At 56.6% G+C, this 26,430-nt stretch carries 24 protein-coding genes, 4 tRNA genes and 1 pseudogene; 10 read left to right on the top strand and 19 right to left on the bottom strand.

Annotation, left to right across the window (positions count from 1 at the left end):
- Nucleotides 1–21: 21 nt before the first annotated feature.
- On the bottom strand, nucleotides 22–870 hold the full coding sequence (locus tag Dform_RS03960; RefSeq protein WP_145925526.1) for a universal stress protein: 849 nt from the start codon (nucleotides 868–870) through the stop codon (nucleotides 22–24).
- A gap of 139 nt (nucleotides 871–1,009) precedes the next feature.
- On the opposite strand from Dform_RS03960, the gene Dform_RS03955 reads away from it, so the two are divergent.
- Both Dform_RS03955 and Dform_RS03950 read left to right on the top strand, forming a co-directional pair.
- The gene (locus tag Dform_RS03955) at nucleotides 1,010–1,465 is read left to right on the top strand and encodes a ferritin family protein (RefSeq protein WP_076003872.1); all 456 of its coding nucleotides are present in this window, start codon (nucleotides 1,010–1,012) and stop codon (nucleotides 1,463–1,465) included.
- Nucleotides 1,466–1,513: 48 nt separating this feature from the next.
- Nucleotides 1,514–2,206, top strand: coding sequence for a hypothetical protein (locus Dform_RS03950; protein ID WP_076003871.1), 693 nt, complete (start codon nucleotides 1,514–1,516; stop codon nucleotides 2,204–2,206).
- Here the strand turns inward: Dform_RS03950 and Dform_RS03945 are convergent.
- The 15 genes and pseudogenes from Dform_RS03945 to Dform_RS03870 form a co-directional block, all read right to left on the bottom strand.
- On the bottom strand, nucleotides 2,203–3,018 hold the full coding sequence (locus tag Dform_RS03945) for a PAC2 family protein (protein ID WP_076003870.1): 816 nt from the start codon (nucleotides 3,016–3,018) through the stop codon (nucleotides 2,203–2,205). The two genes, Dform_RS03950 and Dform_RS03945, sit on opposite strands and share 4 nt — an antisense overlap.
- The gene (locus Dform_RS03940) at nucleotides 3,002–3,922 is read right to left on the bottom strand and encodes a PAC2 family protein (protein ID WP_076003869.1); all 921 of its coding nucleotides are present in this window, start codon (nucleotides 3,920–3,922) and stop codon (nucleotides 3,002–3,004) included. Before Dform_RS03940 ends, Dform_RS03945 begins: the two co-directional genes overlap by 17 nt.
- A gap of 78 nt (nucleotides 3,923–4,000) precedes the next feature.
- Nucleotides 4,001–5,442: pseudogene (locus Dform_RS11760) on the bottom strand (dihydrolipoyl dehydrogenase family protein).
- A 31-nt stretch (nucleotides 5,443–5,473) separates the two neighbouring features.
- Nucleotides 5,474–5,779: a hypothetical protein gene (locus Dform_RS03925; protein ID WP_076003866.1), complete on the bottom strand. Its 306-nt coding sequence runs from the start codon at nucleotides 5,777–5,779 to the stop codon at nucleotides 5,474–5,476.
- 192 nt (nucleotides 5,780–5,971) lie between these two features.
- A tRNA-Pro gene (locus Dform_RS03920) sits at nucleotides 5,972–6,044 on the bottom strand.
- Between the two features lie 103 nt (nucleotides 6,045–6,147).
- Nucleotides 6,148–6,885, bottom strand: coding sequence for a 2Fe-2S iron-sulfur cluster-binding protein (locus Dform_RS03915; protein WP_076003865.1), 738 nt, complete (start codon nucleotides 6,883–6,885; stop codon nucleotides 6,148–6,150).
- A gap of 4 nt (nucleotides 6,886–6,889) precedes the next feature.
- Nucleotides 6,890–8,764, bottom strand: coding sequence for an NADH-quinone oxidoreductase subunit NuoF (locus tag Dform_RS03910; RefSeq protein ID WP_076003864.1), 1,875 nt, complete (start codon nucleotides 8,762–8,764; stop codon nucleotides 6,890–6,892).
- Complete coding sequence (locus Dform_RS03905; protein WP_076003863.1) at nucleotides 8,764–9,234, bottom strand: NADH-quinone oxidoreductase subunit NuoE family protein; 471 nt, start codon at nucleotides 9,232–9,234, stop codon at nucleotides 8,764–8,766. The genes Dform_RS03910 and Dform_RS03905 overlap by 1 nt, the downstream gene beginning before the upstream one ends.
- Nucleotides 9,231–10,151, bottom strand: coding sequence for a pyruvate synthase subunit PorB (gene porB, locus Dform_RS03900; RefSeq protein WP_076003862.1), 921 nt, complete (start codon nucleotides 10,149–10,151; stop codon nucleotides 9,231–9,233). Before porB ends, Dform_RS03905 begins: the two co-directional genes overlap by 4 nt.
- Nucleotides 10,151–11,326, bottom strand: coding sequence for a transketolase C-terminal domain-containing protein (locus Dform_RS03895; protein ID WP_076003861.1), 1,176 nt, complete (start codon nucleotides 11,324–11,326; stop codon nucleotides 10,151–10,153). Before Dform_RS03895 ends, porB begins: the two co-directional genes overlap by 1 nt.
- On the bottom strand, nucleotides 11,327–11,623 hold the full coding sequence (locus Dform_RS03890; RefSeq protein ID WP_076003860.1) for a 4Fe-4S binding protein: 297 nt from the start codon (nucleotides 11,621–11,623) through the stop codon (nucleotides 11,327–11,329).
- The gene (locus Dform_RS03885) at nucleotides 11,616–12,191 is read right to left on the bottom strand and encodes a 2-oxoacid:acceptor oxidoreductase subunit gamma family protein (protein ID WP_076003859.1); all 576 of its coding nucleotides are present in this window, start codon (nucleotides 12,189–12,191) and stop codon (nucleotides 11,616–11,618) included. Before Dform_RS03885 ends, Dform_RS03890 begins: the two co-directional genes overlap by 8 nt.
- 42 nt (nucleotides 12,192–12,233) lie before the next feature.
- A tRNA-Arg gene (locus Dform_RS03880) sits at nucleotides 12,234–12,306 on the bottom strand.
- A gap of 82 nt (nucleotides 12,307–12,388) precedes the next feature.
- Complete coding sequence (locus Dform_RS03875) at nucleotides 12,389–13,672, bottom strand: cation:proton antiporter (RefSeq protein WP_076003858.1); 1,284 nt, start codon at nucleotides 13,670–13,672, stop codon at nucleotides 12,389–12,391.
- A gap of 101 nt (nucleotides 13,673–13,773) precedes the next feature.
- Entirely contained in the window at nucleotides 13,774–14,637 is an 864-nt protein-coding gene (locus tag Dform_RS03870) for a hypothetical protein (RefSeq protein ID WP_076003857.1), read from the bottom strand.
- A 74-nt stretch (nucleotides 14,638–14,711) separates the two neighbouring features.
- On the opposite strand from Dform_RS03870, the gene Dform_RS03865 reads away from it, so the two are divergent.
- The 6 genes from Dform_RS03865 (at nucleotide 14,712) to Dform_RS03840 (ending at nucleotide 19,348) form a co-directional block, all read left to right on the top strand.
- Nucleotides 14,712–14,801, top strand: a tRNA-Ser gene (locus Dform_RS03865).
- Nucleotides 14,802–14,967: 166 nt separating this feature from the next.
- Nucleotides 14,968–15,057 (top strand) — tRNA-Ser (locus Dform_RS03860).
- 397 nt (nucleotides 15,058–15,454) lie between these two features.
- Entirely contained in the window at nucleotides 15,455–15,838 is a 384-nt protein-coding gene (locus Dform_RS11205) for a hypothetical protein (protein WP_145925525.1), read from the top strand.
- A 44-nt stretch (nucleotides 15,839–15,882) separates the two neighbouring features.
- Entirely contained in the window at nucleotides 15,883–16,167 is a 285-nt protein-coding gene (locus tag Dform_RS03850; RefSeq protein ID WP_076003855.1) for a DUF503 domain-containing protein, read from the top strand.
- Complete coding sequence (locus tag Dform_RS03845) at nucleotides 16,148–18,475, top strand: DEAD/DEAH box helicase (protein WP_225973731.1); 2,328 nt, start codon at nucleotides 16,148–16,150, stop codon at nucleotides 18,473–18,475. Before Dform_RS03850 ends, Dform_RS03845 begins: the two co-directional genes overlap by 20 nt.
- Nucleotides 18,476–18,640: 165 nt before the next feature.
- Nucleotides 18,641–19,348, top strand: a complete 708-nt coding sequence (locus Dform_RS03840) for a hypothetical protein (RefSeq protein WP_076003853.1) — start codon at nucleotides 18,641–18,643, stop codon at nucleotides 19,346–19,348.
- On the opposite strand, the gene Dform_RS03835 is transcribed toward Dform_RS03840, so the two are convergent.
- From Dform_RS03835 to fabF, 3 genes are read right to left on the bottom strand one after another with little or no spacing between them, the layout of a single operon-like run.
- Entirely contained in the window at nucleotides 19,345–19,959 is a 615-nt protein-coding gene (locus tag Dform_RS03835) for a glycerol-3-phosphate acyltransferase (protein WP_225973730.1), read from the bottom strand. The genes Dform_RS03840 and Dform_RS03835 overlap by 4 nt on opposite strands.
- A gap of 28 nt (nucleotides 19,960–19,987) precedes the next feature.
- Nucleotides 19,988–21,667, bottom strand: coding sequence for a single-stranded-DNA-specific exonuclease RecJ (gene recJ / locus Dform_RS03830; RefSeq protein ID WP_076003851.1), 1,680 nt, complete (start codon nucleotides 21,665–21,667; stop codon nucleotides 19,988–19,990).
- Between the two features lie 9 nt (nucleotides 21,668–21,676).
- On the bottom strand, nucleotides 21,677–22,939 hold the full coding sequence (gene fabF / locus Dform_RS03825) for a beta-ketoacyl-ACP synthase II (RefSeq protein WP_076003850.1): 1,263 nt from the start codon (nucleotides 22,937–22,939) through the stop codon (nucleotides 21,677–21,679).
- Nucleotides 22,940–23,067: 128 nt separating this feature from the next.
- On the opposite strand from fabF, the gene dprA reads away from it, so the two are divergent.
- Together dprA and topA are read left to right on the top strand one after the other, a co-directional pair.
- On the top strand, nucleotides 23,068–24,180 hold the full coding sequence (dprA, locus tag Dform_RS03820; RefSeq protein WP_225973729.1) for a DNA-processing protein DprA: 1,113 nt from the start codon (nucleotides 23,068–23,070) through the stop codon (nucleotides 24,178–24,180).
- A 3-nt stretch (nucleotides 24,181–24,183) separates the two neighbouring features.
- The gene (topA, locus tag Dform_RS03815) at nucleotides 24,184–26,430 is read left to right on the top strand and encodes a type I DNA topoisomerase (RefSeq protein WP_076003849.1); all 2,247 of its coding nucleotides are present in this window, start codon (nucleotides 24,184–24,186) and stop codon (nucleotides 26,428–26,430) included.

Raw genomic sequence — 26,430 nt, 5'->3', positions numbered from 1 at the left:
TCTTCCCCCAAGTTCGAAATATCAGACCTCGGTCTCGCGGACGAGCAGCATCGGAAGCGTTGTTGCCGAACTCACGGTGGCGGCGACGCTACCATACACCCACCGGTCAATCCCAGTGCGGGCGTGAGTAGCCATGGCGATGACATCCGCCTTGTGTTCTTCGGCAACCCTGACGATGCTCTCGGCGATGCCTCCGAAAACCACGCTTGTTTTCGCTGTCACCCCGGCCTTTTTGCAATCAGCGGCAACGCGGCCAAGATATTCCCGGGCCTGTTCCCGCACTTCTTTCATCAGAATAAGGGCATATTCCTCCCAGCTCGGCTTGGCTGCCGGCGGGCGGTCGGACGGGATTTCCGGATAGCCATTGACCGAGAGCAGCAACACTTCGGCTCTGGTAATCTGAGCCAGGCGGATCACGTGAGGAATCGCGTTCTCGGATACGATCGAACCGTCCAGCGGCAGGAGGATTTTGGTCAACTTGGGCTGGCCGCTGCCGGGCTTCACCAAAAACAGGGAACAGCGTTCCGTTACCAGGTTCTGAAGTACTTTTTCCTCCTTGCTGAGGTCCGAATGGCCCTGCCGGCAGACGACGATCAAGTCCACGCCTTCTTTGGCGACATAGTCTTTAATCCGTTCCGCCAGGTCTCCTGGTTCCGTATGACTGACGGCCTGATATCCAGCCGCCTTGAGCGCCTCGGCCTGCAGCCCAAGGTAGGCGCTGTTAAGCCGGCACAGCCGTAATTCATCCTCAGGGCAGACGCTGAACAACACCAGGGTTGATTGACCATCGGCTAGTTTTCGCGAATATGGCAACGCCAGTTCGGCCGATTCCGAACCATCAAGGGGGATGAGGATTTTGTTATAGCCCATGATAAGCTCCAACCGTAATTAATCCTGATTATACCTGAATCAAAAGTTGCGGCAAAGGCGTTGCCGGGGTTCGATTGACACTTGCGGCTTACGCCTTTTAGAATAGCGAAAACGATATCACCATTTTAATCGAGGTTTGATGAACGCGGAACTATCTGAAATCCTGGAAACGGCTATGCTCAAGGAAGTGGCGTCAGCGGCCATGTACCGCCAGGCGGTGACCCTGGCTCCTGAACCGGCGGTGGCTACATTGCTTGAAGAGCTCGCCGAGGAAGAAGGGCATCACCTGGCGGTCCTGAAAAACCTGAACTCCGAAAACGTCAGGTACACCCCGGTTTTGCCTTCAAGAATAGTTGATCTCAAATTGACCGACCATCTTAAGGGTCCCTCCGAACTGCCCGGAGCTGAACTTACCGAAGCGCTTTTATTTGCCATCAAACGGGAAGCAGATTCTGTGGGGTTCTATACCTCCCTGATGGGACTTTTCAGCGATGAAGGCGCCAAAAACCTGTGTCAGGCCCTCGCCTGGCAGGAAATGGCCCACAAGGCCAAGCTTGAATTACTCTATGACCGCATCGTGTACACCGAGGACTGATCCGCCCATTTCCATATATTCCGCTAATCAAACGCTTAAGGAGATCACATGGCCGAAGAGCTGGGAAAAATCCAACGACCGGAAGTGTCCACCTTCAAAGGTAAACGCAAATTATACGTCGTTCCTCTGCTTTACCGGTGGCCTGAGGCGCCTAAAGAATACGTTTCCCTTTTCGATAAATACTGGAAAGATGTCGAAAGCCAGTTGAAACACCTGGAACAGCGCATCGGCGCCGTAAAACAGATTTATCACGAAGGCATCGACGACACCGGTGAAGAATCGTTTAAAGCCCTCGAAGAGTACAACCCATCGAGCTACAATTTGTCTCGCGCCTTTATCGAACGTGGCGCGGTGTTGAATTCGATCGAGGAACGGGAACTTATTTCCGAAACGATGGATTGGGAACGATGTATCATGATGGGTTTTTCCAGCGCCAAAGTGGCTAAACTGGTCACCGAACAATATCGCGAGGCGATGAAAAACCGCTATGATCATATCGTCAGGCAGATCGATGAAACCTTGGATCCCGACGAAGCTGGCGTCCTGTTCATCCGCGAAGGGCATCCTATCCAATTCCCCAGGGACATAGAGATATTCAGTGTATTCCCCCCGTCGCTCGACGAGGTTCACCGGTTCATGCGTAACCGTCCGGTCGAGGAAAACGAGGCGGCAGACACCAGGGCAGACTCCGGAGACGCGGAAGCTCAAACGGAAACAGGACAACCTGCCGGTGAAGGCTAGATCAGCGCCTGGCGCACCCCTGCAGCCAGCGCGCTGGCTTCGTACTCCGTGAGGCTCAGGTTACTTTCCAGCATCGTCAGATATTTTTCAATTTCCGGTGTCGATTGCCGAACTGCTGCGATCTTTTCCCTTTGCCGCTGGGCAGATTCAGAAACGGGCTCTAAATCAACCGGGATTGCCAGCTTGTCCCTGAGCAACGAAACTACCTTCTGAGCCCCGGTTTCGTCGGTAAAAGGCGCCAGGTAGTAAGGCACCGGCTGCCACAGGGATACCGCTTCGATGCCGCGTTGCTTCGCCTCCCATGTCAGATATGTACTGATGGGCGGTTTCTGTCCCGGGGGCGAAGAGTAATCGATTGCCGTGTTTACGGCTCCGCCTGACAACCAGTCCTTCAGAAGCGGCGTAGAAAAATTCGCCAGCATTTGGCTCGGGGTATTGTGCGAGGACATCGCGGGAAATCCTGAAACTACCACAACATGTCCTACAACGAACTTTGAGGCCAGATCGAGGATATTTTTAAGAAATTGGTGAACCTCAAACGAAGGCGCATCAGACAGCAGCGTGATCAAATGGGCGGTCTCTGAATATTTAAAACGGCAATCGGGTAAACGCGCCAGGTCTTTAGAGACTTCTACCCCTGATAACTGGAAAAAGCCAACGGGTTCGATCTCCGCCAGAGGTTGGAGATCCAGTGCTTCGTTGATGAACGACACCACTCGTTCGCCGATATTTCCAGCCTCGCCGCGCCAACCCGCTACCAGGACCGGCCGTACCAGTTGAGGGGCGGCTGCGTATTTAAGCAGCCCGGTCATTGCTGCCTCCAGCCGGCCGGAACAGGTCTTCGATATGATCGGCCATCCATTTTTTGTCTTCGTCGGTAATGGCTTCTCCGTCTTCAATCTCAGCCCTGACCTGCGCCCGCTGAGAAATTTTTTCTTTCAGTTCGTCAGGGAACTGGTTGAAGAACTGGTCTATCATGTCGCCCAATTGACGGCGCATCTCGTCGAGTTCTTTTAGATCCAGGTTCAGGCCATAAAAACGCGAGATCAGTCCAAGCACCGACTGGCTCGCCGCGGGGTAAGGCATGGGTGCCCGAGCCAGGTAGTCCGGAACTTCACCCATGAGGCAGGCCGCCGGAATACCGCGCTGGGCGGCGACGCCGATCAGCAGCCCGTTCAACCCGCTGATATTCGCCTGGGCAGCTTTTCCCTGTAATTCGCTTTCGAATCGCCTGTCGCTGGCTTCTTCAATATCCTTGAGCAGGTACGCGTCATTAGCGACCGCCCAGACCCCCGGAGTGTAGTTGTGATGGATGGGTGAAACCGCGGCGCCGGAGGTCAATACCCGGCGGCAGCCGAATTTTTGCGCCACGTCGAGTACCAGGTTGGCCATCTCGTAAGCTTTTCCGCCGGAGGCATAGGTGGAACCCGTTTCCGCGGGTTGCTCATCACCGAGGAAAAGGATCAAGTCCCGTTCAGCTGTCTTCTTGTAATAAAAGCGGCTGCCCGGGAAACTTAGTGATTCCAGTACCCCGGATTTGATGACCACGCCGGAGGGATAGAAGAAAGGTTCCGGTTCGATCTCTCCGAAATACTCGGCGCCGAGTTGTCTTCGGAGGGTTTCGACCGCCATCAGACCGACATTGCCGATGCCCGGCCAGCCGACGATGAGATCAGGCGAATTGAGCTGCGGCTCTGAAGATAAACGAAAAGGCATGGGCTAATTGTATCGTGTTGTCAGCCGCCGAACAAACGGGGGTAATTTACCCCGAGGGGCTTTTTACCAGCCTGGGTTTCAGCTATTTTCCAATTGTGATATTACCGCGCTGATGTTATTGCGGAATCCCGGTAATAACTTGAGTGCCATCCGTACTATTGGGTTGGATTCCATTTTTTGCAGGTACACGATATCGGCCAATCGTTTGACGGTGGCTTCAGAATATGTCGGGAAAACGTGCTTTATGTTATGTAATCTTGAAAGAGGTTTTCCAAGGGCTTTAAGCAATTGGAGTTCCTGCGCGGCGGCCTCCGCGCCGGGGCCGAATATGTGAGCTCCCAGCAAACAACCGTTTTGGTCACAAAGATATTTGGCAAATCCCGTGGTCTCCTGTTCCAACTGGGCTCGCCCGATGTTCTTGAATTCCTGCCGATACACCGTGTATGCGAAACCATAATCCTCTTTGACCTGCTCTTCGGTTTGTCCAACATGCGCCAAAGGTGGATTGGTAAACACGGTCCATGCTATGTCATCTAAGGTGACCGACTGCTTGAATGGCAATAATGCGTTATTGGCGGCCACCAGACCCTGGTGCTCGGCGCCGCCCACCAGATGGATGCGATCAGTCACATCGCCGGAGGCAAATATGTTCGTGGTCGAGGTATTCAGGTGTTTATTGGCGATAATACCCTGCCGGTTAAAATTAACGCCTGCTTTCTCAAGGTCAAGCCCTTCGATATTGGGTTTACGCCCCGCGGCGAGCAACACCTCTTCCGCCTGAATCACCGATTCTCCCGTTTCGCCTGAAATGCTGAGCCGCGCCAACCCTTCCACTCGTTTCAATCCCGTAACCTCGTGACCGGCGTAAATAACGATGCCCTTGTCTTTAAGAAATCCGCCACATGAGCTGCCACTTCGCGGTCTTCAGAACTCAGGATCGATTCGGCGGAATCGACGACGGTTACTTCGAGTCCCAGCAATCGTAGCGCCAGGGCAATCTCGACGCCGGTCGGACCGGCGCCGACTACCATTATCGTCTTTGGCAAATGCTCAAGGTGAAACAAGGTATCGCTGGTTAGATAACCGGCACCTGATTTTTCCAGGACATCCAGTGTTGCCGGGCGGGCGCCGGTGGCGATGATGAGCTTCCTGGCGGAGACGATCCGGTTTCCAACACTGATACGGTGACGATCGATAAAAGACGCTCGGCCGGTAATATAATCGGCGCCTAGTTGAAGCAATCTGCCTGCCTTGGTAAAAACGGTCATTTCGGAAATGACCGATCGCACTTTAGGTAACACACCCTCTATGTCAATTTCTGGCGGAGAATACCCCAAACCATATTTCCGCCCGGTTTGGATGGTCTCGGCGGCGACAGCAGCCCGGATCAAGGCTTTACTCGGCAGCCCTCCCTGCAACGCCGCGTCTCTAGCCGATGACTCTTTCTCCACTACCAGAACGCGCTTACCCAACCCCGCCGCCATCGTGGCCGCCGTAAACCCGGAAACCCCGCAGCCGATTACGATGAGATCATAATCGGATTTCGACAAACTATTTACCCGTAACGACGCTGATGTTGAAGGTATCTATCTTTTCGATACCCCTCAAGCTGGAGATCATTCCCTCGGCTGTTTTCCGGACAATTTGCCGAACAAACTCATTCATAGCCACCGGTAAGCCGTTCACGGTCAGGGCGACTGAGTTGTTCGAGCCCTCAAGCATAAGTGTTTCCGCGGAACCGGTGTTTTCAAGAGATCCGATGATCCCGTCCATAACGCGGTCGAAATACGTCTGGACGAAGAAAGATAACGGTATGTTGACATCGTTGACTTTTAACGTGACCGTCTTGGAACTCATCGCTGCCCTCCGTTTCTTTCCATTTTCATTAGATGGTAGCCATAAGTCAAATCCGAGCTGTATCCTAAGTCTGCTGGTGACCGTTGAAGTATCCGTATCAAATAAAAAAGCCCAGCTTTCAACTTTGGGCTTTGGATGCATTCAGGAATTGAGGCATTGCGAATTCGGGGTTGGGTGGAAAGGTGGGGAAAATCGGGGTGAGAGGTCTCGAACCTCCGACCTCAGCGTCCCAAACGCTGCGCGCTACCAACTGCGCTACACCCCGGAGAACAAACCCCGAACACCAACGACCAACTTCCGTACGGGACAGTTTATCAGGCTCGGTTCGTTTGGATATTGTATCTTGTAAAATAGTGTTTCGACAAGGGTTAGTCGAGTTTGCGGCAATCGGGGCAGAGTTCGAACTCGGTCGGCGACAGCCCTGAACTCTCGATCATATATTCAACCTGTCGGACCGGGGCATAATGGGAGCCGCAGCGGGTGCACTGCTTCATCTGGAAATCAACGGTGCCATTCGGCCAGGAAATGATCCGTTTGCTGCCGGCGTCTACCAGGCTGATAGCGCCGGTGGGGCAGATATAGGCGCAGGAGCCGCAGGCGATACATGAACTGGCCTCGTCGTAGAAAGGCAAGGCTACTTCACGCGCCGTACCGCGATTGACCAGGCTTATGGCTGATGCTCCGACAACTTCGGAGCAAACACGGGTGCACAGGCCGCACAGGATGCAACTGCCGGTTTCAGCCTTTTCTTCCAGCGCGAAACGCGATTCGGTCACGCCCATGTTCTCCGCCATTTCCCTGATGGCTTGAGAGTCCGGGCAACGTGCCAGGAGGAGTTCTATGATCGTCTTCCTGACTTTTTTCACTCGCTCGGAATCAGTGGTAACCTTGATGCCTTCTTCCACGGGGTACAGGCAGGAGGTCACCAGGCGCTTGCGCCCGCGTCTTTCCACCTCGACCAGGCATATGCGGCAGGCGCCGTAATCAGCGACAGCCTCAGTGTGGCACAGGGTAGGAATATCGATGCCAGCCGACTGGGCGACTGAAAGCACCGTCTGGCAGGGCTCGGCCTCGAAGTCGCGGCCGTTGATATTTATTTTGACCATCTGATTATCGTACCTCCACGGCGTTCAGGCGGCAGACGTCGAAGCAGGCGCCGCACTTGGTGCACTTGGATTGATCCAGCACCACCGGCACCTTTTTACCCCTCCCAGTGATGGCGCCAGCCGGGCAAGCCTTGATGCACAGGGTGCAGTTGGGGCAATTGGCCTCGACGATATTGTATGTGATCAAGGGCTTACAAACACCGGCGGGGCAACGTTTTTCCCGGATATGGGATTCGTATTCATCTCGGAAATAACGCAGGGTGGACATGATCGGATTGGCGGCGCCGCTGCCAAGGCCGCACAGGGCGCCCCAGGTGAGAGTTTCGGACAGGTCTTCCAGGAGTTCGATATCCCCGTCTTCACCGCGGCCGGAAATGATGCGGTCCAGTATCTGGCGCATCCGCTTCAAGCCTTCGCGGCAGGGAACGCATTTGCCGCAGGATTCGCCTTCAAGGAACGACAGGAAATACCGGGCGATGTCCACCATGCAGTTGTCTTCGTCCATGACGATCATGGCGCCGGAACCCATCATCGAACCGGCCCGGGTCAGTTCATCGAAATCGACAGGCATATCGAGCCTGGATTCCGGCAGACAGCCACCGGACGGACCGCCTGTCTGGATGGCTTTGAATTTCTTATTCTTGGGGATACCGCCGCCGATATCATAGATGATCTCGCGCAGGGTAATGCCCATCGGGACCTCAATGAGGCCGGTGTTGTTTACCTTGCCAACCAGCGAAAAAATCTTGGTGCCCTTGCTGTTGGCGGTCCCGATGCCGGAGTACCATTGGGACCCCTTATTGATGATCAGAGGCACATTAGCCAGGGTCTCGACGTTGTTGAGCACCGTCGGCTGGTCCCACAAGCCGCGCTCTGAAGTGTGGATGTATTTGGCCCGCGGCTCTCCGACCCTGCCTTCGAGAGAGGCCATCAGCGCGGTGGATTCGCCGCAGACGAAGGCGCCGCCGCCGCGGTTGATCTTTACGGTAAAATCGAACCCGGAGCCCAGGATGTTCCGTCCCAGCAGCCCCATTGCCTCCGCCTGGGCGATAGCCCTTTCGGCGTGCTTGACCGCCACCGGGTATTCATTCCGGATGTAGATATAGCCTTCATGGGCGCCTACGGCAAATGCGGCAATGACCATACCTTCAAGTATGGCATGGGGGTTGCCCTCCATGAGCGACCGGTCCATGAACGCCCCCGGGTCGCCTTCGTCGCAGTTGCAGATGACATACTTGGTATCGCCATGGGCTTCCTGAGTGCTCTGCCATTTGGCTCCGGTGGCAAAACCGCCGCCGCCGCGGCCCCTGAGGCCGGACTTCTTGACCTCGGAAATGACCTCGTCGGGGGTCATGGAATAGAGAGTCTTGGCCAGTGCGGTATAACCGCCGCAGCCGATATAATCTTCAATGGAGGTGGGATCGATGTAGCCGTTGGCGCCGAAGACCAGTCGCATCTGCTTTTTATAAAATGGGACATCATGCTCATGAGCTACCTTTGTTTTCGTCCCGGGGATGGTATAAAGTAGCCGGTCGACGATATTGCCGTCTTTGACGGTGTCAACGATTTCGCCGATATCAGTGGGTTTGACCCGTTGATACAGGACGTTTTCCGGCCGGATGACCACCAGCGGGCCACGCTCGCAAAAACCGTGGCATCCGGTGGTTTTGACCTCGATCTCGTTTTCCAGGCCGCGGGCCTTGATCTCATCCTTGAAGCCCTGGGCTACCTTGGCGCCCCCGTAGGCCAGGCAGCCGGTGCCGCAGCAGATGGTTATGGTCTTGGATTTGGCCGATGACGCGCGTTGCAGTTCCTGGCGCAAAGCTTCCAGTTCTTGCGGCGAATTCAACCGTTTGAGGGTTTTTTCTTCGATGTCCATTATTTACAACCCTCTAAGATGGATTTGACCTTATCGGTGGTGACCTGCCCGGCATATTCGCCGTCGACGACTACCACCGGCCCCAGGGCGCAGGCGCCGACGCAGTTGACCGTCTCAAGGGTGAATTTCATGTCCGGCGAGGTCTCCCCGGCGCACAGGCAGAGTTCCGTCTGCAGCTTGTCAAGAACCTTCTCGGCGCCGCGAACATGGCAGGCGGTGCCCATGCAGACGTGCAGGCTGTGGCGCCCGCGCGGTTTCAGGCTGAACGCCTTGAAAAAAGTGGATACGCTGTAGACTCGTGAAAGCGGGATATCGAGCCCCTCGCTGACCATCACCAGGCACTCCCTGGGCAGATAGTTCAATTCGGATTGAATATCCTGCAAGATGCCGACCAGCATGGCCGCGTCGTTTTCGTATTTGGCCAGGATGGTATTGACCACCTCGGCGAAAGATTTGGTGTCCAGCGTCATACCGCTTTCTCCAGTAGTTTCTCGTATTCCTCGGTCACCCGCGACTGAATGGCTTCAATGGCATCGGGTTTCAAATGCCGGAAACGCCTCTGCAGCTTGAGGTAATCCTTGACCGGCTTCAATTTCTCCGGCACCAGGCTCATCTTGTATTTGCCGTTTTCAACTTCGTACAACGGGAAGACGCCGGTCTCGGTAGCCAGCCGACCGAGCATGATGCTGATCTCGGTATCGCAGCGCCAGCCGGTGGGGCAGACGGAAAGAACGTGAATATAGGCTGGCCCTTTGGTCGCCAGGCCCTTTTTGACCTTCTCGATCAGGTCAAAAGGATAACTGGGGCAGGCTGTGGCCACGTATGGAATATTGTGGGCCACGGCGATCTCCGGCATATTTTTCTTCCAGGACATCTGCCCGGCCTTGGCCCGGCCGGCTGGAGAGGTCGTGGTCGAGGCGCCGAAAGGGGTCGCCGACGAGCGCTGAATGCCGGTGTTCATATAGGCTTCGTTGTCGAAGCAGATGTACAGAAAGTCATGGCCGCGTTCAAAAGCGCCGGAAATGGCCTGCAGGCCGATGTCCACTGTGGCGCCGTCGCCGCCGATGGCAACCGTTTTGATGTCTTCCTGGGGGATCTTACCCTTGCGCATCTGGACCTTCAGCGCCGATTCAACACCTGAGGCGACCGCGGCGGAGTTTTCAAACAGCGTATGGATCCAGGGCAATTTCCAAGAGGTATAGGGCAATTGGGACGCCACGATTTCCATACAGCCGGTGGCGTTGACCACGATGGTGTTCTTGCCGAAAGCCTTGGCCGCCAGCCTGACCGCCAGTGCCTCGCCGCAACCGATACAGGCGCGGTGTCCCGGCACAAAATTCTCTTCTTTGGTCACCAGTCGTGAGGCGTAAACCCCTAAGTTTTGCATTATTCCCTCACCCCCACGATCTCATACTCCCTTTCCTGACCTTTGGCTGCCAGCTCCAGACCGTCGAGTATAATCTTTTCAAATCCGGCGACAGTGATGTCTCTGCCGCCCAGTCCGCCGACGAAACTGACCACCTTGGGCTTCTTTTCTTCATTGTAGAGGGCGGCCTTGAGTTCCGATGCAACCGGTCCGCCGGGACCGCCGGAGGAGATGCAGCGGTCGAGGACGAGCAAGGTTTCGGCATTCTTGACCGCGGCGCGGAATTCCTCGAAAGGGAACGGCCGCCACAGGCGCAGCCGGATGAGGCCGATGTCCACCCCGGCGTCTCTCAGCTTGTCGACCGCGGTCATCGCCGTCTCGGAGAAACTACCCATGGTAAACAACAGGTTCTTGGCGCCGTCGCATTTGTAACATTCGACAGGCTTGTATTCCCGGCCGAATTTCTTGGCAAAATCATCCCAGATATCAAGGATAGTCGGCTTTACCGCCATCATCGCCTGTTCCTGCGCCCATTTGGCTTCAGTGTAAACCACCGGCGGAGCGAAATCGCCCATGGCCACCGGCTTGGATGGATGCAGCGTCAGGGGGTTGCGCCGGACCGGAAGGAAATCGCAAACTTCCTCTTCGGTCGGCATTTCGATAGGCTCGATAACATGGGACAGATTGAACCCGTCGAGATGAACCATCACCGGCAAAAGCACATTGGGGTCTTCCGCGATTCTGAAGGCGCAGATAATTTGATCGACTACTTCCTGGCCGTTTTCGGTAAAGATCTGGATCCAGCCGGTGTCCCTCACCGCCATGGCATCGGAATGGTCGCCCCAAACCGACAACGGCGACGATAATGCCCGGTTGGCAACCGCCATGATGATCGGCAGGCGCATGCCTGAGGCAACGTAAAGTACTTCGTGCATCAACTCAAGGCCTTGCCCGGCCGTCGCTGTGAAAGTTCGGGCGCCGGCTGCCGCAGAGCCAAGGCAAGCAGAGAGAGCGGAATGCTCGGATTCGACCGGGATATATTCGGCGTCCAGTTCGCCTTCAGCCACCAGTTCCGCCAGGTGCTCCACAATGTGGGTCTGGGGAGTAATGGGATAGGCGGCGATGACGTCGGCATCAGCCAGTTTAACCGCATCAGCCAGGGCAATGGAGACCTCAACCCCAACGCGTTTCCCCATTTATTTCTCCTCCTCTTCCCGCATGACGATTACCCTGGTGGGGCATTCGTATGCGCAGATGCCACAGCCCTTGCAGTAGTATGGATTAGCCTCAAAATGTCCCTTCTGGTTCTGACGGACACAACCTTCGGGGCAAAAAACGTAACAGATGCCGCACTTCAGGCACCGGCTGAAATCATAGGTAGGCCGCTGGGATTTCCAGTCGCCTGTCTTATAAGCCGCTGCGCTGCCGGGTTCGGTGACGGCGGCGCCGATCTCGATATCCTGCCAGGTCAATTCGAATTCCGATTTAGCCAACGGTTTTCAGCTCCTTTACCTGGGTTTCTTCGAATGCCCGCTTGAGCGCTTTGATATTTTTATCGGCCAATCTACCGAAACGGCCTTTAAGCGGTTCGGTCATGGCTGAAATGTCGATGGCACCGGTCGCCTTCAGGAGTGCGCCTAGCATGGTGGTGTTGACAATCGGGACCCCAAGTTCTTCCCGGGCAATGCGGGTGGCATCGATAATGGCCACGTTCCATCGCTCGGAAAGTTCCGGGAAAGCCTCGATGGCCTTGGAGGTGTTTATGACAACCGTACCTCCATCTTTCAATCCGGAAGTCACCTTGCCGATGGCCAAAAGGCTTGGATCGAGCACAACCACCACGTCCGGCTGGGTGATGCCGGCGCGGTTTCTTATGGGATGATGTTGATTGATCCGGTTGTAAGCCATGACCGGCGCGCCGCGCCGTTCCGGACCAAAACTGGGAAATCCCTGGGCGAATTTGCCTTCGGCGATTGCCGCCTGGGCGATAAGTTCGGCTGATGTGACGGCGCCTTGACCGCCGCGGCCGTGCCACCTGATCTCGATAAGCTCGCTGTCGATAGTAGCTCCTCCCCCTCTTGAAAAAAGTTACTACGCAGGAAATGCCCCTGGAGCGACTCGAACGCTCGCTACCAGCTTCGGAGGCTGGTGCTCTATCCACCTGAGCTACAGGGGCAAATGGGATAGACGTCTATTTTAACTTATTTAATGCTAACGTGACAAATAATGAACCGCGTTCCGTTGAGGCGGAACGCATATTAGTGACTTGAAGAGGCCGCGCTTGGTGTTTTGGCCGAGGTTTGTTTTTTGAAGAAAGGCTTGATTAAGGAAGGTCCTATCAATGTTGTTACCAGGCTCACCGCCACGGCGACACCGAAAATATCGCGACTGATGGCGCCTACCAGGAGACCGGCTCCGGCGACGATCAGTCCCACTTCACCCCGGGGCACCATGCCCATGCCGACCACCAAGGCTCCCCGGGTATCGCACTTACCTATATAGCGCGCCGGAAGGTAGCAGCCGACTATTTTGCCTATGACGGCAAGGATGATGATGATCGCCGCGGGAACGATGACCACTGCGATCTCCTTGAGATCGACCTGCATGCCCAGGTAGGCGAAGAAAAACGGCGCCAAAAACAGCATGATCGGCCTGGTCTGCGCCACGATTTCTTCCCTTTCGCCCGTTGAAGCAAACATCAGGCCCGCGACGTAAGCACCCACCACCGGATGCAGTCCCACCAGGGTGACGGCATAAGAGATGATCACGCCGATGATTAGAGCCGTGATCGGCATCAGACCGGATTCTTTGAAAGGCGTCAGGAGATATTTGGAGATGTACTTATGCCCGAAATACCCCAAAAACAGGATCGCCAGCCACACTCCGAATCCGATCGCGCCGGTCATTGCCGCGGAGGTAAGGGAAAGTTCCCCGGTCTTGGCCATGGAGACTACCACGGAAAGGATAACCAGCCCGAGGATGTCGTCGATGACCGCGGCCACCAGGATGATCGTGCCTTCCCGGGTGCCGAGTTTACCCATATCCATCAGGATGCGGACGGTGATCCCGATGCTGGTGGCTGTCAGCACCGCCCCGGTGAATAGCCAGCCGATGGTGCCGATGTCAGGGAAAAAATACCGAGCGGCGAAGAAACCGAGAATGAACGGCAGGGTGACGCCGCCCACCGCCACCAGTGCGCCGGTAAGGGCGTTCTTCACAAATGCCCGGACGTCGGTTTCCAGACCCGCCACGAACAGGAGGGCAATGACCGCTATCTCTGAAACGATCTGCAGTGGATTGAACCCATCCACCTCCAGCCCCCCGTCGACCAGGTGCCCGCTTATGGTCGCGAAATTGAGGATGACCGGATCGTGCAGCAGACCGCCGAGCAGAAAGGGGGAAATGATAATGCCCGCTGCCAATTCACCGATGACGGCCGGTTGCTTGAAATAGCGTTCGGCGATCTCACCACCCAAACGGGCGGCCAACAGCACCAGCCCGAAGGTGAGGATCAATTTAAAGACAAGAGCTTCGGTTTCCATGCCGGTGGCAACTTTATCAGATTACGCCGGCTGCTGCCAAATTAAAACGGTTGGTCAACCCGCCTCAATAAAGGCATTCCGTGATGCCCGACATCCGGGAATCAACCCACCGCGGGTGAGTTCGCGCCGGTGCCGGAAACTCCGGTTCCTCCCGGGACCGGCATCGTCGGTGGCAGAATGCTATCGGGAGGCGTGGCGCTTGACGGCGGCCTGGTGATGGGCGGTGCAGTTGTTGGAGTCGGGCTCGTTGTCGGGTTTGGTTTTCTGTCCACATTAAATTGCTGCGACAGTCCGTTGACTCTCAAGGTGTAGGTTTGTCCCGCGACGAAATCAGAACCCAGTGGGACGGTGGTGCTGAAATAGGAGATCACCTGGGCGCAGACTGCGTCTTTCGGCCGCTGGGTGGTTACCGTTATGTCGATGACGTTTCCCTGGCGCCTGGTGTCGACGCCGTTCAGGGTGGTGCAGGAATCCGTCAGCAGCCCCTGGATGTCGATAAAAACCTGGGGCGGAAACGACTCAGCGATGCGCACTTCGACTTTGGTGATGATCGCGGGTTTGATGACCGTGTCCGGGTTAGTGCCGGATTCGGGAATGGTGACGGAATGATCCTCTCCATTAACCCTGATGGTGTAGGTATTTCCGGGGCTGAATTTCTTGCCAAGGTCAACGGCAGTCGTTCCGATAGTGAACACGGTATCGCAGGCCTGGGCGTTGGCCGGTTTTTTAATCCAGACGCCGATATCGAAGCCGCCGGTGATCTCGACCGTCTTCGTTTTGTCGAAAGAATAGCAGCCGTCCGGCAAACCGTATTCGATGTTGACGGTTAAGTTAGCCAGGGGATCGGCGTCCGAAATTGCGAAGGACACGCTCTGGATGGGAGCGAGAGAACGTTCGAAATTCTGGCAGGCTGCTACCGGGAACATCAGCCCGATAATCGCGCACAAAACTACCAGCGTCTTCATATGCCCATTATAACGTCCGGTAGCGACCAGAAGTTAGTTTCACTTTCGTGGCTTATTCCGCTAAAATACCCGGCGGAGAGGTGTCCGAGCGGTTTATGGTGTCGCTCTCGAAAAGCGATCTCCGTTTTTGCGGAGCGCGGGTTCGAATCCCGCCCTCTCCGCCATCCAGAAGAAGGACCATGGAAATTAGATAGCAGCGGATCGCCCAAATCTATTTCCCATCTTCGATTTTCACCTATCCGGCTATGAGACTTGATCTGATCTTCGTTTGACTATTAACCGCACTTTTATTATCATTGGCGGGCTCTACAGGCAGCATATCGCTCTCGCGGAGAGGTGCTGGAGTGGTCTATCAGGCACGCCTGGAGAGCGTGAGTCGGGGTAACCCGACCGTGGGTTCGAATCCCACCCTCTCCGCCATTTCCCTTACGAAAGCCACAGCTACGGCTGCCGGAATATCTCCAAACATCTGGCGATAAACGCCAAACGGTTCATAGAAACACTTGCGGCCAGTCAATTTCAGAACCCCTTCCGATATTCTTGGTCTACACAACCTGGACGATTTTCGGAAAGGTTACCGGGATAATATCCTGGAGTATGCAGGTACCGGTCAACTCCGATTCTTAAAGCAGTTTATTGCCCATTGTTTATGCCAGCGTCGCTATCCGTTCTCCCATAGGAACCGCAATCAAACGGTAGCCCCAAATAATTCCGTCTTTGCGAGGACTGCCTTGAATGGCAGTCCGTGGCAATCGTCCTCGATTGTCCGACATCTAATTCCGGTGCCCCAAATAATTCCGTCTTTGCGAGGACTGCCTTGAATGGCAGTCCGTGGCAATCTCCCCCGAATTGTCCGGTATCAAAAGGGAGAGGGCTGCGCATCGTCAATCACGACTCCTGGACCGGACTCCCCTACACCGTCCTCCTGCATAAGATCGCCGACGTCGCCAAAGGCTGGGATTTGAAGCGGTTCGTCGCGGGTGCCACCGGCCTGGGCGGCCCCCTGTGCTCCTCCCTCAAGCAATCGATGGGCCATCGTATAATTTCCTTTGTATTTACAACTTCTTCCAAGAGCAACCTCGGCTACGAACTCCTGGCTGCGGTTGGGACGGGACGTCTGCATCTCTACTCCCGCGACGCCTCGCCGGAAAGCGACGAGTGCTGGCAAGAGTTGGAGAGCGATGGATTCGGCTTTGACTAGCCCCGGTTTATAGACTACAGTAACCTTAATTCGAAGGTGTTGCTATGAATATCGGCGTCCTGCAGTTCAGCCTCCGGCTCCCCGAGAGCCACTCGCTCAAGGAAAAACGCATGGTCGTCAAATCCCTGGTGGCCCAGCTTCACAACCGCTTCAACGTCTCCGCGGCCGAGGTCGAGGACCAGGACCTGTGGCAGTCGGCGGTCATCGGCGTCGCTTGCGTCTCCAACGATAAGCAGCACACCAACGAGGTACTGAACAAGGCCCTGGCCTTCGCCACCACCTTCGACCTCGAATTGGTCGAATCCAATATTGAGATCATCGACTACTGACGTGGACACCTCCGAGTTCGTCGATTACCTCCGGGCGACTTCCGAGATGGTGGGGCAGATCGCCCACCTCGAGGTTATCCCCCCGCGCGACGCCGTTTTCGGCAGTGTCGATAAACCTCTCGATGCCAGGCTGGAAACCTGCCTCAAGGAGAACCATCTCTGGCCGCTCTACAGCCACCAGGCCGATGCCGTCAATGCCGCCATCCGGGGCGAGAACGTCTTCATCGCCACGCCCGCCGCTTCCGGCAAGAGCCTGACTTTCTACATCCCTATCTTCGAGTCGCTGTTGGCCGACCCGAAGGCCACCGCCCTGTACCTGGCGCCGACCAAGGCCCTGGCCCAGGACCAGAAGAAGCACATCAGGGAGCTGTTTTCATCCTATGTCATCAGCCGCGGCGATTTCGACACCTTCGACGGCGACACTCCGTCATCGGACAGGGCGGCTATCCGGCGAGATGCGAGGCTCATCCTGTCCAATCCCGACATGCTCCACGTCGGCATCCTGCCCAACCATGAGAATTGGCGGCGGTTCTTCGCCAACCTCAAATTCGTCGTCATCGACGAGGCGCACTATTACCGGGGCGTCTTCGGCTCTCACCTGGGACTGGTACTCAGGCGGCTCCGGCGCATCTGCAGCCGGTACGGCTCCAGGCCGCAGTTCATCCTGGCCTCGGCCACCATCGGCAACCCGAAAGAGTTCGCCCAGCTGCTGACCGGCCTGGAATTCACCGTCGTCGACAAGGACGGCTCACCCTACGGCGGCAAAGACTTCATTTTCTGGAACCCTCCTTTTACCGATCCTTCCAAGTCGACCCGCCGGAGCGCCTCTGCGGAGGCGACGTCGCTCTTCGCCGAGCTCATCGCCCACGAAATCCGCACCCTGGTCTTCGCCCGCACCCGCCGCCTGGCAGAGGTCATCTTCGTCCACGCCCGGGAACGGCTGCAGAAACTGGCGCCCGACAAGGCTGACCGGATCAAGCCCTACCGGGCGGGTTATCTGCCGGAGGACCGGCGCAGGATAGAAAAGGAGCTCTTCGGGGGGCGGCTTGACGGCGCGGTGGCCACCTCAGCCCTCGAACTCGGCGTGGACATCGGTTCGCTGGATGCCACCGTTCTTACCGGCTATCCCGGTTCGACGGCCAGCGTCTGGCAGCAGGCGGGAAGATCGGGACGGCGTCGGCGCAGGTCGCTTTCGATTCTTATCGCCAGAAACGACCCCCTGGACCAGTATTTCATGCGCCACCCGGATTTCTTCTTCAAGGGTTCGGGCGACGCCGCCCTGGTGAACCCCGAGAACAAGTATATCGCCGGCCTTCACCTACTGTGCGCCGCCTGGGAAGCGCCGCTCTCCATCGCCGATGAGCAGTATTTCTGCCTGTCCTACGGCGAACGGCTGGCCGACCTCATCTGCCGCGGCTTGCTCAAGGAGAGAAAGGGGCACTACTTCCTTTCCGCCAGCCTGACCTACCCGGCCCAGGAGGTCAGCATCAGGGGCATGTCCGGCAGCGAGTTCGAGGTCATTGACGCGTCGTCCGGGGCTCTCCTCGAAGTGCTGGACTCCTCGACCGCCCTGTTCCAGCTTTACCCCGGGGCGATCTATCTCCACCAGGGCGAGAGCTATTTCATCCGGTCGCTCGACACCGACACTCGCATCGCCAAAGCCGAGATCACCGATAATACCTATTACACCGAAACCAAGGATATCACCGAGCTGGAGGTCAAGAAGACCCTGCGTTCGGTCTTCATCCGGGGCGTTCCCGTTCATCTCGGCGAGGTCGAGGTGACGGTGACCGTCATCGGCTTCAAGCGAAAGGCCCAATTCACCGAGGAGGTCTTGGGTGAAGAGCCGCTGTCTTTGCCGCCGCAGAAATTCGAAACGGTGGCCGTCTGGTTCGAGGTGCCGGAACACCTGACTCAGAAGATCACCGGGGCGCTCGACCTGGCCGGAGGCCTTCACGCCGTCGAGCACGCCGCCATCGGCATCCTACCGCTTTACGCCCTGTGCGACCGGAACGACATCGGCGGGTTGTCGACTCCCCTGCACCCGGATACCGGCTCGGCCACCATCTTTATCTACGACGCCCACGCCGGCGGTGTCGGCATCGCCGAGAAGGGCTACGAGATTATCATCCAGCTATGGGAAGCCACTCTGAAAACCATAGAGGAGTGCCCCTGCGAGTCCGGCTGCCCGGCCTGTATCCAGTCCCCGAAGTGCGGCAACAACAACGAACCGCTGGATAAACGGGCCGCTGCGGTGTTGCTGAGGAGCCTGCTGGGGATGCACCCGGCGGAAAAAATGGTTGATTAGATGCGCTTGGGTTGGTATACTTTAATTATCTTTAAGTTATCTTTTTACCAACATTCGTCAACCTCCAGCAACCCGGCTGAAGCTCTCAGCAACGATTCCCATTATTGTTTTACTTAATACTCTTTGTGTGATTAAATGCTAGCCTATATCCGTTCGGGAGTCCCTGTGAAACTGTATCGCAAACGGGAATTTTGGCTTGTTCTCTTACTCGGCGTGCTGTTTGTGGTCACGGTCTACGCCGATTTCATCCGCGGCAGCGCCGCCCTCTCCGTCGACGAGTTCCAGTTGACCCTGTTTGCCCTACAGCAGGTGCTCTACCTGTCCGTCATTGCCCTCGCCACTTGGCGTTTCGGCTTCTCGCTCGGGTTGTTCTTCTGGGGAATCCTCGGCGCGGTAACAATCCCGTACTCGGTGGTCTATCTTTCGGCCAACTGGCACCCGAACCTGCTTCTGGAAATGATCATCATCGGCCTTATCGGCCTGGCCGAGGTATTTCTGATCAACGCCTACGAAAATGGCAAGAAACGCCTCATCGAATACCAGCACACCCTGGAAGACAAGGTGAAGGACAGGACTATGGACCTCACCAAATCCAACCTTGCTCTGGAGAAGGACATCGTCGAGCGGCGCAAGGTAGAGGGCGAACTGAGAGAGGCCCTGGCCCAGGTGAAGATGCTATCCGGCCTCCTCCCCATCTGCGCCAACTGCAAGAAGATCCGTGACGACAACGGCTACTGGAGTTCCGTGGAGAAATATATCAGCACCCACTCCGAGGCGGAGTTCACCCACGGTATCTGTCCGGAATGCCTTGAGAAACTTTATCCCAGTTACTACGGACCGGGGAAGAAGAAATCTTCAGGAACGCAAGGCTAGCGCCTGTCCCGCAGGCTCTTCCGGAAGATAGCGTCTTTCAGGCTGGTTGATTTCTCCCCGATCTGCTTGACCCTGACGATGTATTGGAAGCCGGGAATGGCCAGCAACACCGCCGGATAGATCACGAACACCACCGAGTGGTAGATCAACCAGCCGATAACCGGGAAAATCACAAACGCGGCGCTGTAGCTGAAGGTGGGGAACCGGGTGATGAGAAGGAACAAGCCAAAAGCCGCCGCGTAGATCGGGACCCCCCAGGGCATGAGGAACACCAGCGCCCCGATACACGTCGCCCCGCCTTTGCCGCCCTTGAACTTCAGCCATACGGGCAGCACGTGCCCCAGAACGGCAAAGACCCCGGCCAGCAGTTCCACAAGCTGGGGGGTGTCGAGCGCCCTTGCGATGGCGATTGCCACGGCTCCCTTGCCGATGTCGAAAGTCATGACCAGAAGACCGGGCAGGAATCCGACCTCGTAAAAGGTATTCATCGTGCCCATGTTTTTGGAGCCCACCTGACGGATGTCGATGTGCTTTATCCATCGACCCATGAGATAGGCAAGCGGGACGCTGCCAACCAGATAGGCTGCCGCCAGGGCAAGTATTATTGCCATCGTATTATCCATAAAGGACTATTTTGTCTCAGCTCGCCGGCGCGAAATCCACGATATTCAGTCGAAGTGTTTCCCGGCCGTTGAACTTGTCAAGTTCCAGATTATATACCACATCCACCGGATCGGGAAGAACTTTTTTCAACTCCTCGGCTTGGCGGAAGGCTACCGCCTCCCATACCGCGCCACCCTGGGTGAGACGCATTTTGATATGTTCCTGGTTGGCACCCATGGTCCTGTAATCGGTGACAGTGACGCATTTCGACACGAACAGCGGCGGTCGGTTGCCTTCGCCGAACGGCGCAAGCCGGTTCAGTACCTGGTACATGTTGCCGCCCAGTTCATGCAGCCGGGCTTCGGCGTCGATCATGAGTATGGGCTGAAGATCGACGCTCGCCATCTGCTTGGCCGCGATTTCGGAGATGAGCCGTGAGAGTTCCGGCAATTTTTCGGAGCCCAAGCTAAAACCCGCGGCCTGGGCGTGACCGCCGTAATGGCTTAGAAGGTGACCGCAGCGGTCGATGGCTTCGGTGATGTTGAAACCGGGAATTGAGCGGCAGCTGGCGATAGCCGCCCCGTCTTCGCGGCGGACGACGATACTGGGGCGATAGAATTCATCGGTCAGCCGCCCGGCGACCAGGCCCAGGATGCCGGGGGGACACTCTTCGTCCTCAACGAAAAGCAGCAGTGGCAGCGGACCGGACAGGACCTTTTCCCGTGCCCGGGTGACAAACTTTGCGGTCAGCCGCTGGCGTTCAGCGTTGCGGTCTTCGAGCATCGCAGCCAGGTCACCCGCCTCGGCGGCGGATGGCGCCATCAACAGTTCGTATCCGGCCATGGCATGTTCCAGCCGGCCGGCGGCGTTGAGCCTGGGAGCTACCGTCCAGGAAATGCTCTCCGAGTTCAGTTGCCCGGCGCGGAGGTGGGAGAGGTTGATGATTTGCTGCAGCCCGGGCGACGGATGATCGTTGAGGTGTTTCAATCCCTCTTTGACCAGATAACGGTTCTCGCCTGTCAGCGGCATGATATCGGCGATGGTGCCTATCGCGGTCAACTCGAGGAAATGCTCTTTCGGCAGGGGTCTGCCCATCCCCGCGAAAAGGGCTTCGACGACCTTGAAAGCGACGCCGACACCCGCGAGTTCCTGAAAAGGGTAGGAAGAATCAGCGCGTTTGGGGTCGATAACCGCCACCGCGGGAGGCAGCGCTTCCAAAGGTAAATGGTGATCGGTGACGACAATGTCCAATCCCAGTCCCCTGGCAGCCTTGACCTCGTTTACCGCGGTGATACCGCAGTCAACGCTGACCACCAGGGTAACGCCTTCGTCGGCAAGCTTCTTTAAAGCCTCGGTTTTCAAGCCGTAGCCCTCAGTAAGCCGATGCGGAATGTACGGTTTGACCTCAGCGCCGAGACACCTGAGCCCGGTGACCATGAGCGCCGTCGCCGTGATGCCGTCGGTGTCGAAGTCTCCATAGACGGCGATGCGTTCTCCCGTCAGGATAGCCCGGTAAATCCGGGCCATCGCCGGATGAATATCAGGCAAGAGCATCGGGTCATGGGACAACCGGGCATCCCCGGCGAGGAACAATTCAGCAGCTTCAAGGGTCCTGATGCCGCGGCCGGCCATGATCCGGACCATCAGCGCCGGGTAGCGCCCGGCAAGTTCGGGAGGCACTTCGGTTGAAGCTACCTGCCAGCGGGCGCCGCGCAAAGAAAACCCCTACTCGTATTTTCGCAGAATGAGCACGGAGTTGTGGCCGCCGAACCCGAAGGAGTTCGACAGGGTCGTCCGCACCTCTTTATGCTTAGCCACATTGGGCGTGTAATCAAGATCGCAATCCGGATCGGGTGTTGTGTAGTTGATCGTCGGCGGGATTATACCATTTTTTATGGTAAGCGCGCAGATGGCGCATTCAATAGCGCCGGCGCCGCCGATCAGGTGACCCAGCATCGACTTGGTTGAAGATATGGAGACTTTATAGGCGTGATCGCCTAATACTTGCTTTATAGCCGATGTCTCCATTTTGTCGTTCAATTGCGTCGACGTGCCGTGCGCGTTGATGTAGTCGATTTCGGTCGGATCGATACCGGCCCGCTTGATCGCCATTCTCATTGCCCTGGCAGCGCCTTCCCCGGTTTCGATGGGCTGGACGATATGGAAGGCGTCGCAGGAAGAACCATAACCAATAACCTCGGCATAGATGTTTGCGCCGCGGGCAAGCGCGGTATTGAGTTCCTCGAGGACGACCACCGTGGCGCCCTCGCTCATGACGAATCCGGTTCGGCCGGCATCGAAAGGCCGGGAGGCGTGATGCGGGTCGTCATTGGCCGTCGAAAGGGCATTCAGGGCGTTGAAGGCGGCAAAAGCCAGCAGGTTCATACCGCTCTCGCTGCCGCCGGCCAGCATGGTATCGGCTCGGCCTTCTCGGATGCTTTCGTAGGCGGTGCCGATGGCGTCGGAGCCGGAAGAACAAGCCGAGGTTGTGCAGAAGTTAGGACCTTTAAGACCCATTGAAATGGCGATCTGCGCCGCGGCAATATCGGAGATCATCATCGGGATAAGGAAAGGGCTGACTTTGGAAGGTCCTTTCTCGATGTAAACGCGAGCCTGATCGAACAGGGTGGTCAGTCCGCCGATTCCGGAACCGACGATAACGCCGATCTCATCGCCCCTGGCGGCGACGTCGATCTTCGATTCGTCGACCGCCATCCTCGCCGCGGCAACGGCCAGTTGCGCGAACCGGTCCATGCGGCGAACGTCTTTCTTGTTGATATAGTTTCCCGGCTCAAAACCCTTGCACTCCCCGCCAAAATGGGTCTCGAGAGGCGACGCGTCGAAAAGCGTCAGGTTCTCGATGCCGTTTTTACCGTTGGTAAGACCGTCCCAGGTAGTAGCGGTATCCAGTCCCAGCGGGCTGACCATGCCGATTCCGGTAATGACAACCCGGCGGGCGTAATCAGGTTTTAGACGATTATCGGTCATTGCGCTTACGTTCACCTCAAGCTCAAATTAGTCAGTGTTATAGCACTTTTTGAATGATTATTCAACGGAATGTTCGCAGACCCGGCTACTTTTTCTATTTTCTTTCCCCGTGCTAGAATTGCGCCGCTTTGAGCGAGCTGTCTTTAACCGCCTGCCATGTAGGGTTTAGTCTCATCCCGGGTATCGGGCGGGTACGCTTATCTCTATTGGAAAACCACTTTGGTGATCTGGCAACCGCCTGGCGGGCCGAGGTGCCGGAACTGGCAATGTCCGGCATCGATTCCGGCACCCTCAAGGCTATCGCCTACTGGCGTCCGAGGATCGATCCTGAGCGTGAACTGGAAAAAGCGGCTAACTCCGGCGTTCAGGTGTTGACCGTCGCTGACAAAGGCTACCCTTCCCGCCTCAAAGAGATTTACGATTATCCCCCGGTACTTTATGTAAAGGGCGGGATTTTGCCGGAGGATGAACTGTCGGTGGCCGTTGTCGGCACCAGAAAACCCACCGTCTACGGCCGCCAGGTTACCGAAGAACTTGTGACTGAACTGACCCGCAACCGTATCACTATCGCCAGCGGACTGGCCCGGGGCATAGACACCATCGCTCATCAGACCGCTATTAAAAACGGCGGCCGCACCATCGCGGTCATGGGAAGCGGCGTTAATATCATCTACCCTTCGGAAAACGCCGCGCTGGCCAAACAAATATTGGAAAACGGGGCTCTGATTTCAGAGTGTGCTATTGACGCGGGGCCGCGCCCGGAGAATTTTCCCCGTCGCAACCGGATACTTTCCGGACTAACCCTAGGCACACTGGTCACTGAAGCCGGCGAAGGTTCCGGCGCCCTCATCACCGCGGATTATGCCCTTGAACAGGACCGTGAGGTCTTTGCGGTACCGGGCAGCATCCTGTCGCCCCAAAGCTCGGGAACCAACCGGCTGATCCAGCAGGGCGCCAAGCTGGTCCGCAGGGCTGGAGATGTGTTGGAGGAACTCAATGTCAGAGCTGTTGCCGGCCAGCTTGAATTCAAAGAAGTCTTGCCGGAAAATGACACTGAGCAACAACTTATAAAGTACCTGGGCGTCGAGCCGGTCCATATCGATGAAATCTGCCGTTCTTCCGGAATGCCAACTCCCTTGGTAAGCAGTACTCTTGCGATGATGGAACTCAAAGGCATGGTCAAACAAACTGGCGGTATGAACTACTGCCGGACGCGCCAGATTAAGGAGAACTTGAGTTAATATATGGCAACCGATAAGAAGCTGGTAATCGTGGAGTCCCCGGCGAAAGCGCGGACGCTCGCGAAATTTCTCGGGTCAGGATACACTCTCAAAGCATCGATGGGCCATGTCCGCGATCTGCCCAAGAGCAAACTCGGCGTGGACGTCGATCATGACTTTAACCCGCAATATCTCAACATGCGGGACAAGCTCGCTATCCTCAAAGAACTCAAGGAAGCGGCTAAAAAAGCCGGAGCGGTATACCTGGCTACAGACCCCGACCGTGAAGGCGAAGCCATTGCCTGGCACCTGAAAGAGGCCGCCTGCACCCCATCGGTGCCCTGCCGGAGAGTCACCTTCCACGAAATCACCAGGGAAGCCATCGCGGCCGCCTTCAAATCGCCGCGTGAGGTCAACATGAACCTGGTTAACGCCCAGCAGGCGCGCCGGATCCTCGATCGTTTGGTGGGCTACAAGTTATCGCCGCTCCTTTGGCAGAAAGTGCGCCGGGGTCTGTCGGCGGGACGGGTCCAATCCGTGGCGTTGAGGATTATCGTTGATCGAGAACGCGAGATCCTGGGCTTTAAGGCCGACGAATATTGGACCATCGAGGCCGAGCTTTCAAAGCTGGTTCCTTCCACGCCGAAAAGTTTCAAAGCCATCCTCATCGGATCAGGTGATAAGAAAAAGATTTCCATAGGCACCGGGACTGCGGCTTCAGACATCGTGGCAGACTTGAAACCGGCGGAGTACTCTGTGGCCAGGGTGACCTCCAAGGATTCGCCCCGCCAACCGGCGCCGCCCTTCATTACCAGCAGCTTGCAGCAGGAAGCCTACCGCAAGCTGCGGTTTTCCGCCAGGCAGACGATGGCCGTGGCCCAGCAGCTTTATGAAGGTCTTCCCGTAGGCGCCGAGGGCAGCGTCGGCCTGATCACCTACATGCGTACCGACTCAACCCACGTGGCGGCTTCGGCCATCGCGGAGACCCGGGATTTTATCGCCGAAAAATTCGGTTCCGGCTTTCTCCCGAAGACCGCGCGCCTTTTCGCCCGCCAGGTCAAGGGCGCGCAGGAAGCCCATGAAGCCATTCGCCCCACCAGCACCCGGCGGGAACCGGCAGCCATTAAAGAATACCTGGAACCCAATCAGTTCAAACTCTATCAGCTGATCTGGCAGCGCATGGTCGCCTCGCAGATGGCCGCCGCCGTTTTTGAAAACGTCACCATCGATATCGATGCCAGAAAAACGCCGTCCAAAACCCGCTACACCCTTAGAGCGCAGAGCTCCAGGAACACCTTTCCGGGTTTTATGGCGCTCTACACCGAAGGCCGTGACGAAGAAGAGGAAGCCAAAACGCCGCCGCTGCCGCCGCTGTCTGAGGGCGAGTTATTAAAACTGCTTGACCCGAAGGCAAGCGTCAGCCCGGAACAGCATTTCACCCAACCCCCGCCCCGGTTCACCGAGGCGACCCTGGTGAAAACGCTGGAACAATTCGGCATCGGGCGGCCTTCTACCTATGCCCCCATTCTCGGTGTCGTCCAGGAAAGAGAGTACGTCACCAAGGAAAAAGGCGCTTTCAAGCCGACCGAACTGGGCATGGCGGTCAGTGATCTCCTGGTTCAGCAATTCCCTGAAGTGATCGACACCGGATTCACCGCCCAGATGGAAGATCGGCTGGATAAAGTCGCCGATGAAGGCTTGGATTGGGTCAAGGTCGTTCGCGATTTTTATGTTCCATTCGAAAAGGACCTGTCCACCGCGGAGGAACAACTCGAGCGGGTACCCATGCCGGTCGAGGTATCCGAGGATTGCTGCCCCCAGTGCGCCAAAGAAAAGTTGCTGATCAAGATAGGCCGCTTTGGCAAATACATGGAATGTCCTGCCTGCGGTTTCCGCCAGTCTTTCCGTATCCGGACAGGCGTCATGTGCCCGAACTGCCCTGAAAAAGGCGAGATTATCGGCCGCTACACCAAGAAGGGCAAACTGTTTTACGGCTGCAGCGCCTTCCCCAAGCATTCTTTCGCCATGAACGCCCGCCCCCTGCCGGAACCCTGCCCCAAATGCGGCGGTTTGATGGGAGAATTGAAACCGGGTCAAAAAAGCTGCCAGAACCCGGAGTGCGCTGACTACAAGGGTAAAAGATTTTTGCGTAGATCAAAGACTGCCTCCACCAGTCCGCGGTCCAGGTCAGTTTCGACCGGATCAAAGACAGCGGCCGCGGTTAAACGGACCAAGGCCGGCCAGAACAAAAGTCGTCCTGAAGAGAAATAG

The sequence above is a fragment of the Dehalogenimonas formicexedens genome (assembly GCF_001953175.1).
Classification (GTDB): Bacteria; Chloroflexota; Dehalococcoidia; order Dehalococcoidales; family Dehalococcoidaceae; genus Dehalogenimonas; species Dehalogenimonas formicexedens.
The sequence above is the reverse complement of the archived record's forward strand: the minus strand, read 5'-3'. Positions and strand labels throughout refer to the sequence as shown.

Bases quoted from the DNA above. Each gene is read 5' to 3' on its own strand.
- Dform_RS03960 (WP_145925526.1), bottom strand. From the start codon at position 870: ATGGGCTATAACAAAATCCTCATCCCCCTTGATGGTTCGGAATCGGCC.
- Dform_RS03955 (WP_076003872.1), top strand. From the start codon at position 1,010: ATGAACGCGGAACTATCTGAAATCCTGGAAACGGCTATGCTCAAGGAA.
- Dform_RS03950 (WP_076003871.1), top strand. From the start codon at position 1,514: ATGGCCGAAGAGCTGGGAAAAATCCAACGACCGGAAGTGTCCACCTTC.
- Dform_RS03945 (WP_076003870.1), bottom strand. From the start codon at position 3,018: ATGACCGGGCTGCTTAAATACGCAGCCGCCCCTCAACTGGTACGGCCG.
- Dform_RS03940 (WP_076003869.1), bottom strand. From the start codon at position 3,922: ATGCCTTTTCGTTTATCTTCAGAGCCGCAGCTCAATTCGCCTGATCTC.
- Dform_RS03925 (WP_076003866.1), bottom strand. From the start codon at position 5,779: ATGAGTTCCAAGACGGTCACGTTAAAAGTCAACGATGTCAACATACCG.
- Dform_RS03915 (WP_076003865.1), bottom strand. From the start codon at position 6,885: ATGGTCAAAATAAATATCAACGGCCGCGACTTCGAGGCCGAGCCCTGC.
- Dform_RS03910 (WP_076003864.1), bottom strand. From the start codon at position 8,764: ATGGACATCGAAGAAAAAACCCTCAAACGGTTGAATTCGCCGCAAGAA.
- Dform_RS03905 (WP_076003863.1), bottom strand. From the start codon at position 9,234: ATGACGCTGGACACCAAATCTTTCGCCGAGGTGGTCAATACCATCCTG.
- porB (WP_076003862.1), bottom strand. From the start codon at position 10,151: ATGCAAAACTTAGGGGTTTACGCCTCACGACTGGTGACCAAAGAAGAG.
- Dform_RS03895 (WP_076003861.1), bottom strand. From the start codon at position 11,326: ATGGGGAAACGCGTTGGGGTTGAGGTCTCCATTGCCCTGGCTGATGCG.
- Dform_RS03875 (WP_076003858.1), bottom strand. From the start codon at position 13,672: ATGGAAACCGAAGCTCTTGTCTTTAAATTGATCCTCACCTTCGGGCTG.
- Dform_RS03870 (WP_076003857.1), bottom strand. From the start codon at position 14,637: ATGAAGACGCTGGTAGTTTTGTGCGCGATTATCGGGCTGATGTTCCCG.
- Dform_RS03850 (WP_076003855.1), top strand. From the start codon at position 15,883: ATGAATATCGGCGTCCTGCAGTTCAGCCTCCGGCTCCCCGAGAGCCAC.
- Dform_RS03835 (WP_225973730.1), bottom strand. From the start codon at position 19,959: ATGGCAATAATACTTGCCCTGGCGGCAGCCTATCTGGTTGGCAGCGTC.
- fabF (WP_076003850.1), bottom strand. From the start codon at position 22,939: ATGACCGATAATCGTCTAAAACCTGATTACGCCCGCCGGGTTGTCATT.
- topA (WP_076003849.1), top strand. From the start codon at position 24,184: ATGGCAACCGATAAGAAGCTGGTAATCGTGGAGTCCCCGGCGAAAGCG.